Genomic DNA, 16,919 nt, shown 5'->3' on the forward strand with positions numbered 1-16,919 from the left:
TTTTCTTGTAGTTTGAGTTACTTAGAGGAGATAACAATAAATCACGTGAGCGAGACTAAAAATTCAAAAGCCCAAATCAGATTGCCCATACTTTTGGCCTTGGCTATTTCTGCCGGAATATGGATCGGGGCGACTTTTGCCGAACCCAAAGGCAATCAAAATGATCTCAGAGCAGCCCTGTACAAGCTACAGGAGATTATGACATACATCAATAGGGACTATGTAGACAGCGTCAATACCAACGAACTGGTGGAATTCGGTATCAACAAGATGCTGGAACACCTGGATCCGCACTCTAGCTATATTCCTGCCCGAGATGCTTCCTTGGCCCAGTCTCAACTGGAAGGGGAGTTTGATGGGATAGGGGTTGAATTTGGTATCATCCGAGATACCATCTATGTAGTGGCTCCGCTGACAGGAGGTCCATCCGAAGCTTTGGGAATTCAGTCCGGAGATCAGATTATCTCCGTGGACGGGAAAAACGTCGCAGGTATTGGCATTACCAACCGGGATGTATTTGACTACCTCAGAGGTCCAAGAGGGTCCAAAGTGGTGGTGGACATCAAGCGAAAGAATAATCCGGACCTGATCACCTACGAAATCACGAGGGATAAAATTCCTCAATACAGCATCCCTGCAGCCTACATGGTCAATAACGAAATCGGCTACATCAAAGTGACCCGATTTGCAGCGACTACCTATGAGGAATTCAGAAAGTCAGTCAGTGATCTTCAGGTGAAAGGCATGAAAAAGCTCATCATCGACCTTCAGGGTAATCCCGGAGGATATATGGGGGCTGCTATCAATATGGCCGACGAATTATTGGGAGATCGAGATTTGATCGTTTCACAAGAAGGAAAAGTATCTCAATACAGTCAGAAGGCTTTTGCTTTCAAGCCGGGTATGTTTGAGGAGGGCTCTGTGATCGTGTTGATCAATGAGGGTTCTGCCTCTGCCTCTGAGATTTTGGCGGGCGCTATTCAGGACAATGACCGGGGACTGATCGTGGGAAGAAGATCTTTCGGAAAAGGTCTCGTGCAAATGCCGATTGACTTGTCGGATGGAGCTGAATTGCGATTGACCATTGCTCGGTATTTCACCCCCTCAGGAAGATCAATTCAAAAGCCCTACAGCTCAGACTACGAGGCCTACGAAAAAGACTGGATGGACCGGTATGAGCATGGAGAGTTTTTCTCAGCAGATAGCATTAAGTTCAATGACAGTCTAAAATACGAAACCAAAAAAGGCCGATTGGTCTACGGAGGCGGAGGCATCATGCCGGATTACTTTGTGCCATTGGATACCACCATGAACAGTGCCTATGTGACCCGTTTATTCAATTCGGACTCCTCCAGAGAGTTTATCTTGGATTTCTATGGCAAGAATAAGGATAGCTTCACTTCTATGACCTTGGATGAGTATTATACCCAATATAAAGTCAGTGATGCTATGCTGATGGAGTTGACCGAGTTTGGCAAGAAAAATAAAGTGGATTTTGATGCCAAGGATTTTAACAAGTCTAAGGAATACCTGAGGTTATTGGTCAAAGCTCATTTGGGTCGTCAGATATTTGATGACAATGCCTTCTACAAAGTGGTCAATGATATCAATGAAGTCTATATGCGGGCGATCAATCTTTTTGACGAGGCGGACCGCATTGCTTTGGCAACGACCCTAAAGGAATAAGTATATTTCTGACCCATCAAAAGAAAAGCCGGGCAAATTGATTTGCCTGGCTTTTTCATTTCAGGCCAAAAGTCCCTATCATTAGTCCATCAACCCAAAAAGCCATGAAAATCCTATTCACCAGCTTTCTTTTGACTTTAGCCATGTCTTCATTTGCTCAAATCAAAGTGAATCACATTGCCGTCCATGTGACAGAATTGAAACGAAGCATGGATTTCTATCAGCATGTCCTATCACTTCAAGAAATCGATGAACCCTTCAAAGACGGCCTCCATGCTTGGTACGACATCGGAGGAGGAGCTTCTTTACATTTGATTGAAGCAGCCAATCATCCGAAAGAAAAATCCAAAACCAATCATTTGTGCTTTAGCATTCCGGATATGGCCGCTTTTGTGGCCAATATGAAGGCAAGAAATTATCCTTTCGAAAGCTGGGCTGGGGTCAAAGGGGAAATCACCAACCGGGTGGATGGAATCAAGCAGATCTATATCCAAGACCCTGATGGATACTGGATCGAAATCAACGATGATTTTTAAATAGATTATTTTCCTAGCTCTCTTTGATCAATTCAACAGTAGGAACTCGGAACCTCTCACCATAAACCCCTTCAGGAAGGCCTTTTCCACAGCCGATAATCATGCATATCTCTGAGGAGGAGGGGAGATTGAGCAGCTTTTTCACCCGCTTGGAGTCATGTCCCTCCATGGGGCAGGTGTCGTAGCCGGAGGCTTTCATCCCGAGCATAAAGGTCATTGCGGCCAAAGAAGCACTTTTGTGAACAGAAATCCGAACCTCCGTTTCACCCACTTCCCGCACCATGGGTCTTTTTAGCCCCACCCACCAAGCGATTAGCTTTTTGATTAATGACCAGCCGGGGTAGTAGGAATACAGCTTGGGGATCAATTTGCCATAATAGCTCAATGCCTGTTTCTGCTTTTTGTCCGGCTTGCCTTCGTATGATTTCTTGATGTAATCATAATTGGCTTTGGCGTGGGATTTCCAAAGGTCTCTTCGGGTTACCACCACGACCAATTCCCGGGCGGTAGTGGCTGCTTTTTGTCCCATACAAAGCTGGGCCAACCGATCTTTCAAAGGAGAGTTTTCTGGAACACGGACAAAGTTATAGAGCTGTAGGTTGGAGCTGTTGGGGGAAAGGATCGCCGCCTCGAGGCATTTTTGGACAATCGAATGGTCAAAAGGAGCAGTCTGATCGAAGATTCGTACAGATCGTCTCTGCTCCACCGCTTCAAAAAATCCTAATTCCTGTAGTTTATTCCTCATTTATCCTTTTTGAGGTCAAATTTATTTTAAAAATTAAAAGGTTTGGGTCTATTTTGGTCAAGAATTAAAAAACTCCAGACAAAAGCCTATGTTTTTTACCCTTATCCGACTGCAGTTTCTGAAAAGTGTCCGGTCCACTTCTTTCGCCAAAAGTCTCCTGATGAATCTATTCATGGGATTTCTGGCCCTGCTTCTCCTTAGCTACGTTTTTGCAGCCGGATTTCTGCTCAAGCGGATAATTGAGCAGTTGGCTGAAGGCCAAAATCCTCTAGATGTACTCAACAGCTATCTGATTTACTTCTTTCTGGCGGAGTTCATGTATCGGTATTTTATCCAAAAATTGCCGGTGGTAGACCTGGAAAGTCTTCTTCATTTGCCTATCGGGAAAAAACGAATCGTTCATATTCTCCTTTTCAGGTCCTTTATTTCCCCACTTTCTCTGATCGCTCTTTTGCTTTTCCTTCCTTTTTCTTTGGAAGTAGTAGGCGGTGAATACGGTTGGCAAGGGGTAATTACCTGGTTAGGTTCCATTTTGCTCACCAGCTGGACTTTGCATTGGTTTATGCTTTGGTTCAAGCAGCGTTTTGATGACAGCATGATTGGGCTGATCTCTGTCATGGCAGTCTTGCTGTTGGGGACAGGTTCCAGCTATATGGGTTGGTTTAATTTGGGCGAAATCATGAAGCCGGTGTTTGATTTAGCTTTGCTGAGTCCTCTTCCATTTCTTGCCATTTTGGCTTTTTCTGCGGGTGCCTATGTGCTTTGCTTCAAATTTTATGTGGTCAATGCCTATCTGGAAGATTTGACGGAAGAGGAAGATGTCCGTTTTGTCAATCAGAGTATCGGCTTTTTCTCCCGATTCGGTTTGGCGGGAGAGTTGGCCAATTTGGAGTGGAAGCTCATCATCCGGCACAAAAAGAGCAGGACTTACCTGATGTTGGCTGGATTTTTCCTGCTTTATGGATTGATTTTCTACAAAAACCCTCAATATGCCACTGAGGAGGGTAGCGGCCTCCACTGGATATTTATCTTCGTTGGAGTCTTCATTACCGGTATCTTTATGCTCCAATATGCCCAGGTTTTTCTCAGTTGGAATTCCTCCAATTTTGATTTTTATATCAGCAAAAAGAATGGGATTGAATCGCTGATCAGAGGGAAATACCTGCTCTTCATCGGGACCTCTTTTATTTGCTTTCTGGCCTCGATTCCTTACGCCTTTTTCGGCTTGCAGTTTCTGCTTTTGCATCTGTGCTGCTTCTTATTCAATATCGGCGTGTTGATGCATGTCATCATTTACTTTTCCCTCTGGAAGCCCAAGCCGATGGATTTAAACAAAGGGGCCATGTTTAACTACGAAGGCATGGGTGCGGCACAGTGGCTGATGTTTATCCCGATGTTTATTTTACCTTATGCAATCTATCTGCCGGTATTTTTTCTTTTCAATGAAGTAGCCGGGGTGATCGCGCTAGGAGTCATCGGACTGATTGGGATGGTGGCTTTCAAACCCTTGTCCCAAGTCAATATCAATAGAGTGCTCAATAACCGTTACGAAATTTCATCTTCATTCCGCCAAGAATTATGATTACTGTAAACCAGCTGAAAAAGCAATACAAAGATGCCGTCGTTTTGGATGTCGAAAATCTGGAAATCCCTTCCAGCCAATGCTTCGGCCTTGTTGGAAACAATGGTGCCGGGAAGACAACACTTTTCCGAATCATGCTTGACTTGGTAAGAGCTACCAGTGGCAAGGTCACCATCAATGGGGAGGATGTAGCCCAAACTGAATCTTGGAAAGCCAGAGTAGGAGCCTATCTGGACGAGCACATGCTCTTGTCCTATCTGACTCCAGATGAGTATTTTGAGTCTCTGAGAAAAATCTACGGAATGTCCGAAGCTGACTTAAGGCTGCATTTGGAGAAGTTTGTGGATCTATTCAATGACGAGGTCTTGGGCAAAAAGAAGTACATCCGAGACCTATCCAAAGGAAACCTCAAGAAAGTCGGCATAGCTGCAGCACTCATGGGTAATCCTGAAGTGGTGTTTTTGGATGAACCTTTCGAAAATCTGGATCCAAGTTCTCAGATTCGATTGAAGAAACTGGTACTCAGAGAAACGGAGAATTCCAGAAGAACCTTTTTGATTTCCAGCCATGACCTGAATCATGTGACGGAGATTTGTGACCGGATTGTTTTGCTCGAAAAGGGAAAAATCATCCGTGACCTGAGGGAAAAAGAAGCGATGATGAGTGAGTTGGAGGCCTATTTTACAGGCTAAGAAGAATTCCCTTTTCTATTGGAGAAAGAAAGTAGTCTCATCACAAATTCTTCTGGTTTTGGATTGAATACATCCTTTGAAAAGATATTCCCCAGTCTGGGTTCCACGATACTTTTTAGTAAAAGAAAAAGTTCCTGGCTTTCCCGAGACATCTTGAGTGAATACATCCTGGCCATTGACTTCCCATACCATCTTCCATGCATTGGTAGGGGGGAGGCCCCTGACCCTTAAAAGTAGTCCGACACTATCCTGAACCGAAAGAACCGGGCCGCCTACCACACTCACCTCCTCTACGGTAAAGTCCGAGGGTTCTGGCGGGATGACATTACAGGCGAAAAGGAAAAGCGCGAAGAATACTGGTTTTTTCATAGAAGCTGGAATAGATGGATAAAGTAAGAAATTGCTTGGAAATGTAGAGAAATGGAAAAGCGCTGAAAATAAAAAAATCCTCTCAAGGAGATGAGAGGATTTTAGTGGAGCTGGCGAGATTCGAACTCGCGTCCAGATAAGGAAACACCGTACCGTCTACATGCTTAGTCACCTGTTGGGTTTTCGACCAAATTATGCTGGGTGACACACCTGAGTTTGGCTTATCGATTGGTCTTAAGCTTGCTTAATCGCATCACAAGCAGCAGTCCGATCAAGTCGACACCTCGAATCCACCCGGATCAGACGGCGAGTGGGGAGATGTGGCCGGGGAATCACTCTCGCGACTCAACCCTTTAAGCGATCTGTCCTAGTTAGGAGAGATTAGGCAGCCATGGCGTAAGAAGTTTCGCCATTTATCGTTCGTATGAATCGTTCAAGGCCGTACATACTCCAGCCTGCATGCGAGCCCGATCTTTATACTTACTGTCAAAACCGGTCAGCCCCATTTCATTAGGAAGACAAAAGTAGGAGAAAATTCGTTCATTTTGGATTTATGATTTGGGATTTACGAAAAGGGCAAGCTAATTGAATCCTATTCTTCAAAGCTTAGTTGTCTATCTAACTTTGCAACCTTCTTGCTCTCAAATCTCCCTACCTTCGAACCTTCCAACTTTCTAACCTTTCAACTTTCCAACCTTCCAACCTATTGAATTTTTCAATTTTCCAATCCGTTTAAAAATCAATCAATTACTGAAAAACTTTACCATAGCTCGTTTTTCTCCCTTCCTGAGTATCCACTTTTTTATATCTTGCAGCGATGGAAAATTTCGTCGTTTCGGCAAGAAAATACAGACCGGCAGATTTCAAGAGTGTGGTGGGGCAGCAGCATATTACCACTACGCTTCAGAATGCGATCAAAAATAATCACCTTGCCCAGGCTTTTCTTTTCTGTGGACCTAGAGGGGTAGGGAAGACCACCTGTGCCAGGATTCTCGCCAAGACCATCAACTGTGAAAAACTGACCAAAGACTTCGAAGCCTGCGGGACTTGTGATTCCTGCGTTTCTTTTCAAAACAACGCCTCTTTCAATATTTATGAACTGGATGCCGCATCCAACAACTCCGTAGATGACATCCGGAATCTGGTAGAGCAAGTGCGCTACGCTCCTCAAAAAGGTCAATACAAAGTTTATATCATTGATGAGGTGCATATGCTTTCTACTCAGGCCTTCAATGCTTTTTTGAAGACGTTGGAAGAGCCGCCAAAGTATGCCATCTTCATCTTGGCTACTACGGAAAAGCACAAAATCATCCCGACCATTCTTTCCCGCTGTCAGATTTTTGATTTCAACCGAATTCAAATCAAGCATATCGCAGACCATCTGCAGTACATCGCAGAGAAGGAAAAGGTCGATTACGAGGAAGAGGCACTTCGCCTGATTGCGACCAAAGCAGATGGTGCGCTTCGGGATGCCTTGTCGATTTTTGATCTGATCGTTACCTATTCTGCAGGGAAAAAAGTCACTTATCAGGAAACCATCGCCAATCTCAATATCCTGGACTACGATTATTATTTCAGAGTAGTGGATGCTTTGGTAGCGGAAGACATTTCTTCGGTTCTTTTGATTTTTGATGAGATTCTGAAAAAAGGCTTTGATGGACATAACTTTATCGTTGGCCTGAGTGAACACTTTAGGGACCTCTTGGTAGTAAAAGATGAAGCAACGATTGAGCTTTTGCAAGTATCAGATTCTGCCAAGGAGCGCTATCTGCAGCAGACTCAACAGGCCTCTTTATCCTTTTTGATCTCCGCGCTCAATCTTGCCAATCAGTGCGATATCCACTACCGAACCAGCAAAAACCAGCGCCTTCATGTGGAATTGGCCTTGATGAAGATGGCAAAACTTCCCCATGCTTTCCGCATGGCTACTTTGGCTGATGAGCTAAAAAAAAAAGGGTAACTAATCCCTCGGAGAATTCTGTCAAACCTCTTCCTCTTTCCAGCCCAACACCAATACCGGAGAAAAAATCTCCTGTAAAGTCCACCATCTCTATTCCTGTCAGTCTGAGCCAGACCAAGCAGTTGGTAGACAAAAAGGCAAAGGAAGCCGAGGCTCCCAAACCTGCTGAAAAAGAAGTAAAAGTCGAGGAACCTAAGGAATCAAAACCTCTGACCCAAGACCTGCTTGATTCTTGTCTGCCTGAAATCAGAAATCACTTTCGACAAGCCGAACGTAAGTTTGAGCAGACGATCTTGGACCAAGAAATCAAATTGATCTCGGGTGAAGTCAGACTCGAAGTCTCCGGGCATATGCAGGAAGAGATTGCCTATAAAATGAAGCCTGACTTGGTGGGCTTGATTCGGAAGTTGACCGGTGCCAATGGATTTACCATTGGAGTTCATATCAAGGAAGAAGAAGATGATCATAGTGGAAAGCTGTATACAGACAGTGACAAGCTCCTGCACTTGATGAAAAAGTATCCTGCCTTAATAGAGCTTCAGCGGAAGTTTGGACTGGATGTGGATTTCTAAAAATCGAGCGAAACGCCAAAATTGATCAGGTTTTGGAATTGCACGGCCTGCTTGCTGCTTCCATCATCCTGCTTGATGAAAACCTCCTCATCGTAAATCAAGACCGTCTCAATCCGGGTGGAGATGTACTTGTTGACCTTTAATCGGATATCAGAGTTAAAGTTGACCACCATATTTCCAAAACGTTCGTAATTAGAGAACAGGTTCAGATTGGCTCTCCAGGTCACATTTTCCATGAGAATAAAATCAGCAATCCTGGTGGAAAAAGACATTCCGGCCTCAGCCCGGACATTTTCTCCCGGAGTCACCCCAAAAGCTCCCGCATTACTAAGGGAGTCATTGAGCACAATGGTGAATCGACCGGTGAAAGGAGATACGATAAGGGAAAGGCTGCTTTTGTCCTCGAAGGTTCTTCGATAATTCAGACCGGTTGAGGACTGAATGTAGCCAGGAGAGAGTAAATCCGAAATTTTGGTTCTTATTTCAGATTCGCTGCCAGCAGGTCGGCTGTATTTGTATCCGGTCAGTAATTGTGTTCTAGCGTCAAGTTGGGTGGAGAGAAAGTATTTTTCTGATAGCTCTCGACCATAATTGCTCGAAAAGATAAAGTTGTCATTGGTCTTTCGGGTTTCGAAAGACCGATCATTTTGCCGGTTAAATCCTAAGTTGATATTCAACTGCGTATCCCAGACTTTTTTGTCTTTTTTGTAATTGGCAAAGAGGGATACTCCGGAGTTTAGCGCAAAAGAACTGGCCCCCCCTGCAGCCCAATTGCTCAAGGTGACCTGCTGAATATTGAGGTTGTAATTTCCGCCTGTAGACCAAAAGATCTCCTTTTCCGGCTCCTCGATCAAAATGGAATCCCCCAGCATCACCAGGGTGTCTCCGTTGATCAAAACCGTATCAGGTACAATAATCCGATCCTGACCCATCGAAGTCCGGATCAGCAAACAAAAAAATACACTGAAAAGTAGGAGAAAACGTCGCATTTACTTCGGATAACAGGCTGAATCAGGGCTGGAAGATAACCAATTTCTGACCGATGGAGATGAGGTTATTGCTGCCAATGTTGTTCCAAGACTTCAGCTGTTCTACTGTGATTCCATACTTTCTTGAAATAGCAAAAAGCGTTTCGCCTTGATTAACAACATGGTAGCTTGGATTGGAGGAAGTTTTCTCTTCTTTGATCGGAGGAGGAGAAGCTTGGGCTGGGGCAGGTGTGTTGTTCTGGGCAATCACTGTTCTGGGAGCTGATGAGGGGTTTTTGACGGGGACAATCTGAATCTCCTCTCCCCGTTTTCTGGGCTCCTGAAGCTGAAGTACCATGCCTGCCTTGAGCTCTCTATCACTTCGGATTCTGTTTTTGGACTTTAGAGAAGCCAGCCGGATTCCGTATTTCTGAGAAATACTCCAAAGTGTTTCCCCGGGCTGCACAATATGAGTTTCCACATCGGCTTTGGCCTTTTTCTTTTCGGTATAGTAATACTTCCCGGTTTCAATTCTTGCTCCGGGCTCCAGGTCATTGAGTTTTCTGAGTTTTTTCTCCCTCAATCCCACCCGGTCTGCAAATTGACTTTGTGTAGTAGCGGTGGAGGCTTGTACTCCGTCGAGATCATTGACTTTGATTTGATTGGGTTTGCCGGCTTGGGTAGTGTTGCCGCTGATTCTTGGGTAGGAATCGGCCTGCTTGTAAACCGATGAAGCCGCACTCGAGGAGGAAGAAGTCGAAGTATTGCTGTTTTTCTTTTCAGGTGTTGTGACAATTGCCGGCTCCACAGGAAGGGATCCTGCGGCGATATAGAAAAGGGTGTGACTTCCTGCGGGTACTTTTCCATTGACAGCCCACTTGTTGTACTCTTTCAAGTGATCTTCGCTGACACCAAATCTTTTTGCTAAGGTGCTAAATGTAGCAGGACCTTGGATTTGGACCTCAGCTAATCGTTGATTTGAAGCAAAAACTGAAATTTGTCCTTCGTAGGCGACTTTGTGGGCCAAGTACTTTTTAAAATACCAATGGGAATTACGGTCCACTTCAATGACTTTTTTGCCGGAATACTGATTTCCGAAGTAAGATTTTGCTCCCCCGAGCCCCATTTGGTAGGAAACAAGTGCCGTCATCCAATTATCCAAAACTGCCTGATGCTTTTTGAGGTATTTGGCAGCTCCCTGAGTGGAAGTGACAATGTTTTTCCGTTCGTCAATTTGTCCATCCACCCTTAGGCCCACTTCCTCCGCAGTTCCCTGCTTAAATTGCCAAAATCCTACCGCATTGGAAGTAGAGACCGCATCTGCAATCAATCCGCTTTCCTGGATTACCAGGTATTTCAGGTCATCAGGCGCTCCTTGCTTTCGGAGCTCCCGCTCTACGATGGGCATGAATAGATTGACCCGGTCATTTTTGAGCTTGAAGTAGGTAGGGTTACGATATAGTGCATCCACATCCAGTTGAATTTCCCGTTTGGCTTGGGGATTGATTCGAACGATGAGGTCTGCAAATTCCATCTCACTCGGCACTTGGGGGATTTGGGCCCAGAGGGCTCCCAAAGTGCTGAAAAAGGTCAAAAAGAGTAAGCTGGGTAGTCTTAGGGTCATGGTCTTCAGGAAAATCAATTGCTATTGCCCCAAATAGCAAAAATGATTCCCATTTTGTCCTAATCCAGTTTTCTTGCCATCAGAATCCCGTCTCGAAGAGGTAAAAGTACATTTTCGACCCGGGAATCCTCTTGGACTTTCCGGTTGAAGTCAAGCAAAGCTTGGGTATCCTTGTCTACCTTTTTTCCTTCTTCCTGTACTACCTTCCCTGACCAAAGAACATTGTCAGCCAAAATAATCCCTCCCGGACTGACTTTGTCAATGACCAAGTCGAAATACTCAGAATAGTAGTATTTGTCCGCGTCAATGAAAACCAAGTCAAAAGGTCCCGAAAGGGTAGGGATGATTTCCCTTGCATTGCCCAGTCGGTAGTCGATTTGATGGGCGAGACCACTTTCTTCAAAAAATCCCCGAACCATGGGCTCCAGTTCGTCATTGATATCCAGCGTAGTCAGTTTGCCACCTTTGCTCAAGCCTCTAGCCAGGCAGATTCCCGAATAGCCGGTATAGGTACCGATTTCCAGAATGGATTGAGCCCGGATCATTTTTGCAAAGAGCTCCAGGGTTTTCCCCTGAAGATGTCCGGAAAGCATGCGTGGCATCAGGACTTTGGCTTGGGTCTCCCGGGTGATTTTCTGGAGAAGAGGATCTTCCGGGCTGGTATGGGCTTCGCAATAAGCCAGTAAGGCTGGGTCGATGAATTCCATGGATCAAGAAGGGATATAAGTGAGTACGCTCAACTGCTCAGGATTGAAGATGTCCTGGGCGATTTCCAGTAGGTCGGTGGCTGTAGTGGAGCGGATTTGGTCAAAAATCCGCTCCAAGGGATCAATTTTGTCATGATCGATCAGGCTTTTGCCATAGACAAGCATCAAGGCTGCGTAATTTTCTTCGGCCATGGCCATCTGTCCAATGGCCTGTTCCTTGGCCATGTGGAGCTGAAGGGTTCCCAAGGTTTTGGTTCGGAGCTTTTGCATTTCCCGATGGACAATAGCCTGGGATTTTTTCAGGGTTTTTTCTTCCGTCCCAAAATAAATCCCAAAGAATCCTGTGTCTGAAAAAGGCTGATAACTGGATTCGATGCTGTAGACGTAGCCATAATTTTCGCGAAGGGAAAGGTTCAATCGGCTGTTCATGCTTGGACCTCCCAGGATGTTGTTGAGCAGAAAGAGCTTGTACCGATTAGGGTCATGCTGAGAGTAGGCCGGCCTACCTATGGCACAGAGGGATTGGGACACTTCCCTGCGGACCGTTTTGATTTGGGGCTGGTAGGTGTGAAATCCATTTCTGACATAAAGGGTCCGTCTGGTTTGGATTTCTTTCAGTGGGCCTTCGATTGCCTTCAGGGCTTTTTCAAAGGAGATGTTTCCTACTACTGAAAAAACCAGTTGAGAGGTGTCCAAATGTGTGGAAATGAAGTCGAAGAAGTCCTGTTGGGTGAATCTTCCTACTGTGTCTTCTGTCCCCAAAATATTCCTGCCCAAAGCATGATTGGCAAAGACCAAAGCATCCAAGTCATCCTGAATGGAGTCATCCGGTGAGTCCCGATACATGGCCATTTCTTCCAAAATCACCTGCCGTTCTTTTTCGATCTGCTTTTCGGGAAAAGTAGAATTGAAGGTAATGTCAAACAGCAATTCGGCTGCTTTGGGATAGTGGTCTTTTAATACCGAGGCATAAAAGCAGACTTTTTCTTTGGTAGTGTAGGCATTGAGCTCTCCACCTAGTGATTCCAGTCGATTAATGATATGAAAGGTCTTCCTTTTATGAGTGCCTTTGAAGGCCATGTGTTCCCAAAAATGAGCCAATCCTTCCTGCTCTTTATCTTCGTCCCGGCTACCGATGTTGAGAATGAATCCACAATGAACCAAACGGGTGTGGGTGACTTGTTGGTGAACTATCCGAATCCCGTTGGGTAGCTCTTTTATATTCAACTGCATGCTGCGCTAATCCTTTTTGGAAAGTACAAATTTAAGTCTAAACCCCCTATCTCTGATTTTGATTCCGAGGATAAACAGGTTTTATTAACTTGCCCTGAGATCAATTTGACTATGAAATACCAACCCCTTCCCAAAGAACTGTATATCCGCAACCGGTCTAACCTTGCTTCCAAACTAGCGAAAAATTCCGTGGCCATCTTCAATTCCAATGACATCCTGCCCACCAACGCAGATGGGACGATGAAATTCCGCCAAAACAATGACATCTTCTACTTATCAGGAATCGATCAGGAGGAAACTATCCTGCTTATCGCTCCGGATTGCCCCAACCCGGCTTGGAGAGAAGTATTGTTTCTCAGAGAAACCAACGAGCATATCGCAGTCTGGGAAGGCCATAAATACACCAAAGAAGAGGCTGAGGCTGCTTCCGGGATCAAAAATATCCAATGGTTGACTGCCTTTGATCAGATATTCAACTCGGTAATGGCTCTTTCGGAGCGGATTTACCTGAATACCAACGAACATCTCCGTGCAGGAGTCGTAGTTGAGACCCGGGATGCGAGGTTTATCAAAGCTTGTAAGGAAAAGTTTCCTCTTCATGAATATGAGCGGGCAGCCCCGATCATGCACGAACTCCGGGGAGTCAAGGAGCAGGAAGAGATCGATCAGATGCAAATCGCCTGTGATATCACCGAGAAAGGCTTTCGCAGGATTCTGTCTTTTGTCAAACCCGGGGTGACCGAGTATGAAATCGAGGCGGAATTTATTCATGAATTTGTGCGCAACAGAAGCCGGGGTTTTGCTTACGAGCCAATCATCGCTTCAGGTCCTTCTGCCTGTGTTTTGCACTATATCGAAAACAACAAAGCCTGCAATGCCGGGGAATTGTTGTTGCTGGATGTAGGTGCAGAATATGGGAATTACAATGCAGACATGACCCGAACTATTCCTGTGAGCGGAAGATTCACCAAAAGGCAACGAGAGGTCTATGATGCCGTTTTGCGGGTCAAAAGACAAGCCGCTTCCATGCTTCGTCCTGGAGTGACTATTCAGGACTATCATCGGGAAGTCGGCCTGATCATGCAATCGGAGTTGGTCGGACTGGGATTGATCGATCAGACGGATATCAAAAATCAGGATCCCAACTGGCCCGCCTACAAAAAGTACTTTATGCATGGGACTTCCCATCATTTGGGATTGGATGTGCACGATGTGGGTACCATGCATTTTCCGATCAAAGTAGGAATGGTATTCACCGTAGAGCCGGGGATCTATATTCCGGAGGAAGGGTTTGGGATTCGCTTGGAAAATAATGTGGTGGTTCAGGAAGAGGGATATTTCGATCTGATGCGGAATATTCCGATAGAAGCGGAAGAGATTGAAGAGTTGATGAATTCATGAACTAATTCGGTGAAGAAGAACTTTTCCAAAGTTTCAAACTTTGGAAAAGTTTCTTGACCGAATTACCGAACTCCCCAGAAACGATTTTGAGAGTTTTTTATTTTGATTTAAGTTTTTCAAAAAGAAAATCTACCCTTTCATTTAAGAAATCTATTTTCTCTTTTAAAAAATTAATTTCTTCCATGACTTTAGAGATAGTTTGGTAGTTTTCCGAAACTCTTTCTGGCGCAATAGTGATATCCTTTTTTCTTTCAATTATTGGGTAAATCCCTTTATAAATAAATTCTAAACTGACATTAAATAATTCATTTAGTTTTTTTATTTGATCTGGAGTTGCGTAATATGCCTTTCCATTATTTTTTTCCAGATAAGATCTCATCCCAGTTACTCTTTGCGATCTTATTCCTGCTTTTAATTCTAAATCTCTATCAGTTTTGATAAGATTTTTCTCTTTTAGATGTTCAATCGCCTCTAAGAAGTTTTTTGTAAATGCCTTTCTCTCAATTTTATCCATTATCCAATTATTTTAACTATTTAAGTTATTAAAATTACGATAAATGTTAAAAAACACAAATTATATCATAAAAAAAACCTCTCAGATCGCTCCGAGAGGGTTTTTTGTAAGAAGTTTAATTGGGATAATTACCCGATAGAAATTCTCTTGAAAGTATTTACAGTCAAGCCTTTACTCACTCCGTCAAGGTACTGAGCGATAGACTTTGAGTTGTCTTTTACGAATTGTTGGCTCAACAAGGTGTTTTCCTTGTAGAACTTCTGAAGCTTACCCATAGCGATTTTTTCCAACATCTCTTCCGGCTTGCCTTCAGCTCTAGCCTGCTCCTTACCGATTTCGATTTCTCTTTCGATCATGGAAGCATCCACTCCGTCCTTGTCTACGGCTACTGGATTCATAGCAGCGATTTGCATGGCTACGTCTTTTCCGGCATCTTCTACATCAGCACCTGATGCGTTGACCAATCCTACCAATACTCCCAATTTGCCATTGGAGTGGATGTAAGGAACCACTTTCTCAGCGGAGATGACTTCGTAGTGGGAGATTTCGATTTTCTCGCCGATTTTACCGGTCATTTCTACGATTTTCTCAGCTACGGTGATGTTTTCAAAAGGAAGGGCTAGGATATCTTCTTTAGAAGAAGCGTTGTTGGCCACAGCCATATCGATCAAAGTATTTGCGAAAGCACCGAACTCTTCGTTTTTAGCCACAAAGTCAGTCTCGCAAGTCAGGGAAAGAAGGATTCCTTTTGCGCCGTTTTCGGCTACTCGGGTTACTACCACGCCTTCTTTGGTCTCGCGGTCTGCTCTGGAAGCAGATACTTTTTGACCTTTTTTTCTGAGGATGTCCACTGCTTTTTCGAAGTCGCCTTCGGCTTCTGTCAAAGCTTTTTTGCAGTCCATCATACCGGCACCGGTCATTTGTCTCAGTTTGTTTACGTCTTGTGCAGTAATTGCCATGTTGTGATCAGTTTATCTAGCGATTAATAATTTTCTGTGATTGCCGGCCCAAGTTACAAAACAGGAGACCGGGTAATATTTCCATGGGGTTAAGCTTTTGACCCGGGGAAAGAGTAAAAACAAAAAAATTGAACATCGGCCTGGGCCGGATGTTCAATTTTATTTATTTCAAATCGGTGTGGATTACTCTTGTGTTTCGGCGTCCACGGCTCTTTTTGCCTCTTCCTCTTCAGAAAGCTTGGCTTCGTCCTTGTCTTTCTTTCTTTCGGAAAGACCTTCTTCGATGGCTGCTCCGAAAGCTTTCACCAACAAAGAAACAGACTTGAATGCATCATCATTTGCAGGGATTGGGAAGTCCACCTCGTTAGGATTGGAGTTGGTATCTACCAAAGCGAAAACCGGGATACCCAATTTTTGTGCTTCTGCGATGGCGATGTGTTCTCTTTTGATATCTACTACGAAAAGCGCTGCAGGAAGTCTGCTCAGGTCAGCGATACCGCCAAGTACACTTTCCATTTTTTCTTTCTGACGGCTGACCATCAGACGCTCTTTCTTAGCCAAGTTCTTGTAAGAATCTTCCTTCATCAATTTCTCAAGGCCGGACATTTTCTTCAAGGATTTTCTGATAGTAGCGAAGTTGGTCAACATACCGCCCAACCATCTTTCGGTCACGTAAGGCATATTTAGACGCTGAGCTTCTGCAGCTACTAAGTCTTTGGCTTGTTTTTTCGTAGCGACAAACATTACTTTTTTGCCGGAACGTACGATTTGCTTGATTGCGTTGGATGCTTCTTCGAGGCAAGCAAGCGTTTTGTTGAGGTCGATAATGTGGATACCGTTTTTCTCCATGAAGATATATGGAGCCATTCTTGGATCCCACTTTCTCGTCAAGTGTCCGAAGTGAACACCAGCATCCAGTAAGTCTTTGTATTCGATTTTTGACATGAATAAAATTGTTTTCTATGGAATGAAGATCGTTCCGATTAACGCTTGGAGAACTGGAATCTTCTTCTTGCTTTTCTACGTCCTGGCTTCTTACGCTCGACCATTCTAGGGTCACGGGTCAGGAAGCCTTCTTTTTTCAAAGGACCTCTGTGCTCTGCGTCAAACTCGCACAAAGCTCTGGAGATTGCCATACGGGCTGCCTCAGCTTGTCCTTTGATTCCACCACCGTCTACATTGATGTTGACGTCGTAGTTGCCTTCTACCCCTACTAGGGCAAGAGGCTGCTTTACTACAATCTGGTGTAAATCAAACGGGAAGTACACTTCAATAGCTTTGTTGTTTACGGTGATTTTTCCGTTGCCTGGAGTCATGTAGATTCGGGCTACGGAGGTTTTTCTTCTACCGATTGTGTTGATCATTTCCATG

At 44.5% G+C, this 16,919-nt stretch carries 17 protein-coding genes and 1 other RNA gene; 7 read left to right on the forward strand and 11 right to left on the reverse strand.

All coding sequences use genetic code 11. The annotated features are described in order from the left end of the window. The first annotated feature begins 45 nt into the window (after nucleotides 1–45). Together AAA943_RS08335 and AAA943_RS08340 are read left to right on the forward strand one after the other, a co-directional pair. Nucleotides 46–1,686, forward strand: coding sequence for a S41 family peptidase (locus tag AAA943_RS08335; protein WP_338223774.1), 1,641 nt, complete (start codon nucleotides 46–48; stop codon nucleotides 1,684–1,686). A gap of 104 nt (nucleotides 1,687–1,790) precedes the next feature. After that, complete coding sequence (locus AAA943_RS08340; RefSeq protein WP_338223775.1) at nucleotides 1,791–2,222, forward strand: VOC family protein; 432 nt, start codon at nucleotides 1,791–1,793, stop codon at nucleotides 2,220–2,222. A 13-nt stretch (nucleotides 2,223–2,235) separates the two neighbouring features. Here AAA943_RS08340 and AAA943_RS08345 read toward each other — a convergent pair whose 3' ends face one another. After that, a complete protein-coding gene (locus AAA943_RS08345) occupies nucleotides 2,236–2,967 on the reverse strand; it encodes a nitroreductase family protein (protein WP_338223776.1) in 732 nt (243 codons plus the stop codon). An 88-nt stretch (nucleotides 2,968–3,055) separates the two neighbouring features. Between AAA943_RS08345 and AAA943_RS08350 the strand changes: the two genes are divergently transcribed. Together AAA943_RS08350 and AAA943_RS08355 are read left to right on the forward strand one after the other, a co-directional pair. Then, nucleotides 3,056–4,549: a DUF5687 family protein gene (locus AAA943_RS08350; protein WP_338223777.1), complete on the forward strand. Its 1,494-nt coding sequence runs from the start codon at nucleotides 3,056–3,058 to the stop codon at nucleotides 4,547–4,549. After that, nucleotides 4,546–5,241, forward strand: a complete 696-nt coding sequence (locus tag AAA943_RS08355; RefSeq protein WP_338223778.1) for an ABC transporter ATP-binding protein — start codon at nucleotides 4,546–4,548, stop codon at nucleotides 5,239–5,241. The genes AAA943_RS08350 and AAA943_RS08355 overlap by 4 nt, the downstream gene beginning before the upstream one ends. Nucleotides 5,242–5,256: 15 nt before the next feature. On the opposite strand, the gene AAA943_RS08360 is transcribed toward AAA943_RS08355, so the two are convergent. Together AAA943_RS08360 and ssrA are read right to left on the reverse strand one after the other, a co-directional pair. Then, on the reverse strand, nucleotides 5,257–5,610 hold the full coding sequence (locus AAA943_RS08360; protein ID WP_338223779.1) for a hypothetical protein: 354 nt from the start codon (nucleotides 5,608–5,610) through the stop codon (nucleotides 5,257–5,259). A gap of 102 nt (nucleotides 5,611–5,712) precedes the next feature. Next, nucleotides 5,713–6,114, reverse strand: a transfer-messenger RNA (tmRNA) gene (gene ssrA, locus AAA943_RS08365). A 313-nt stretch (nucleotides 6,115–6,427) separates the two neighbouring features. Between ssrA and AAA943_RS08370 the strand changes: the two genes are divergently transcribed. Together AAA943_RS08370 and AAA943_RS08375 are read left to right on the forward strand one after the other, a co-directional pair. Then, nucleotides 6,428–7,570, forward strand: a complete 1,143-nt coding sequence (locus AAA943_RS08370; RefSeq protein ID WP_338223780.1) for a DNA polymerase III subunit gamma/tau — start codon at nucleotides 6,428–6,430, stop codon at nucleotides 7,568–7,570. A gap of 122 nt (nucleotides 7,571–7,692) precedes the next feature. Further along, a complete protein-coding gene (locus AAA943_RS08375) occupies nucleotides 7,693–8,142 on the forward strand; it encodes a hypothetical protein (RefSeq protein ID WP_338223781.1) in 450 nt (149 codons plus the stop codon). Here AAA943_RS08375 and AAA943_RS08380 read toward each other — a convergent pair. The 4 genes from AAA943_RS08380 to AAA943_RS08395 are packed head-to-tail and all read right to left on the reverse strand — an operon-like array spanning nucleotide 8,139 to nucleotide 12,674. Continuing rightward, complete coding sequence (locus AAA943_RS08380) at nucleotides 8,139–9,131, reverse strand: DUF3078 domain-containing protein (protein WP_420915598.1); 993 nt, start codon at nucleotides 9,129–9,131, stop codon at nucleotides 8,139–8,141. The genes AAA943_RS08375 and AAA943_RS08380 overlap by 4 nt on opposite strands. Nucleotides 9,132–9,153: 22 nt before the next feature. Next, nucleotides 9,154–10,734, reverse strand: a complete 1,581-nt coding sequence (locus AAA943_RS08385) for a LysM peptidoglycan-binding domain-containing protein (RefSeq protein ID WP_338223782.1) — start codon at nucleotides 10,732–10,734, stop codon at nucleotides 9,154–9,156. A 59-nt stretch (nucleotides 10,735–10,793) separates the two neighbouring features. Next, nucleotides 10,794–11,441 carry an O-methyltransferase gene (locus AAA943_RS08390; protein ID WP_338223783.1) on the reverse strand — a complete coding sequence of 216 codons (648 nt, stop codon included), beginning with the start codon at nucleotides 11,439–11,441 and terminating at the stop codon, nucleotides 10,794–10,796. A 3-nt stretch (nucleotides 11,442–11,444) separates the two neighbouring features. Beyond that, a complete protein-coding gene (locus tag AAA943_RS08395) occupies nucleotides 11,445–12,674 on the reverse strand; it encodes a M16 family metallopeptidase (RefSeq protein WP_338223784.1) in 1,230 nt (409 codons plus the stop codon). Nucleotides 12,675–12,785: 111 nt separating this feature from the next. Between AAA943_RS08395 and AAA943_RS08400 the strand changes: the two genes are divergently transcribed. Continuing rightward, entirely contained in the window at nucleotides 12,786–14,075 is a 1,290-nt protein-coding gene (locus AAA943_RS08400) for an aminopeptidase P family protein (protein WP_338223785.1), read from the forward strand. 97 nt (nucleotides 14,076–14,172) lie between these two features. On the opposite strand, the gene AAA943_RS08405 is transcribed toward AAA943_RS08400, so the two are convergent. From AAA943_RS08405 to rpsI, 4 genes are all read right to left on the reverse strand, one after another. Beyond that, nucleotides 14,173–14,589 carry a hypothetical protein gene (locus AAA943_RS08405; protein ID WP_338223786.1) on the reverse strand — a complete coding sequence of 139 codons (417 nt, stop codon included), beginning with the start codon at nucleotides 14,587–14,589 and terminating at the stop codon, nucleotides 14,173–14,175. A 128-nt stretch (nucleotides 14,590–14,717) separates the two neighbouring features. Then, complete coding sequence (tsf, locus tag AAA943_RS08410) at nucleotides 14,718–15,548, reverse strand: translation elongation factor Ts (RefSeq protein ID WP_338221696.1); 831 nt, start codon at nucleotides 15,546–15,548, stop codon at nucleotides 14,718–14,720. A gap of 183 nt (nucleotides 15,549–15,731) precedes the next feature. Continuing rightward, entirely contained in the window at nucleotides 15,732–16,493 is a 762-nt protein-coding gene (gene rpsB / locus AAA943_RS08415) for a 30S ribosomal protein S2 (RefSeq protein ID WP_338223787.1), read from the reverse strand. 38 nt (nucleotides 16,494–16,531) lie between these two features. Further along, entirely contained in the window at nucleotides 16,532–16,918 is a 387-nt protein-coding gene (gene rpsI, locus AAA943_RS08420) for a 30S ribosomal protein S9 (RefSeq protein WP_187176960.1), read from the reverse strand. Nucleotide 16,919: the final 1 nt, after the last annotated feature.

The sequence above is a fragment of the Algoriphagus confluentis genome (genome assembly GCF_036245625.1).
In the GTDB taxonomy this organism is placed as follows: domain Bacteria; phylum Bacteroidota; class Bacteroidia; order Cytophagales; family Cyclobacteriaceae; genus Algoriphagus; species Algoriphagus confluentis.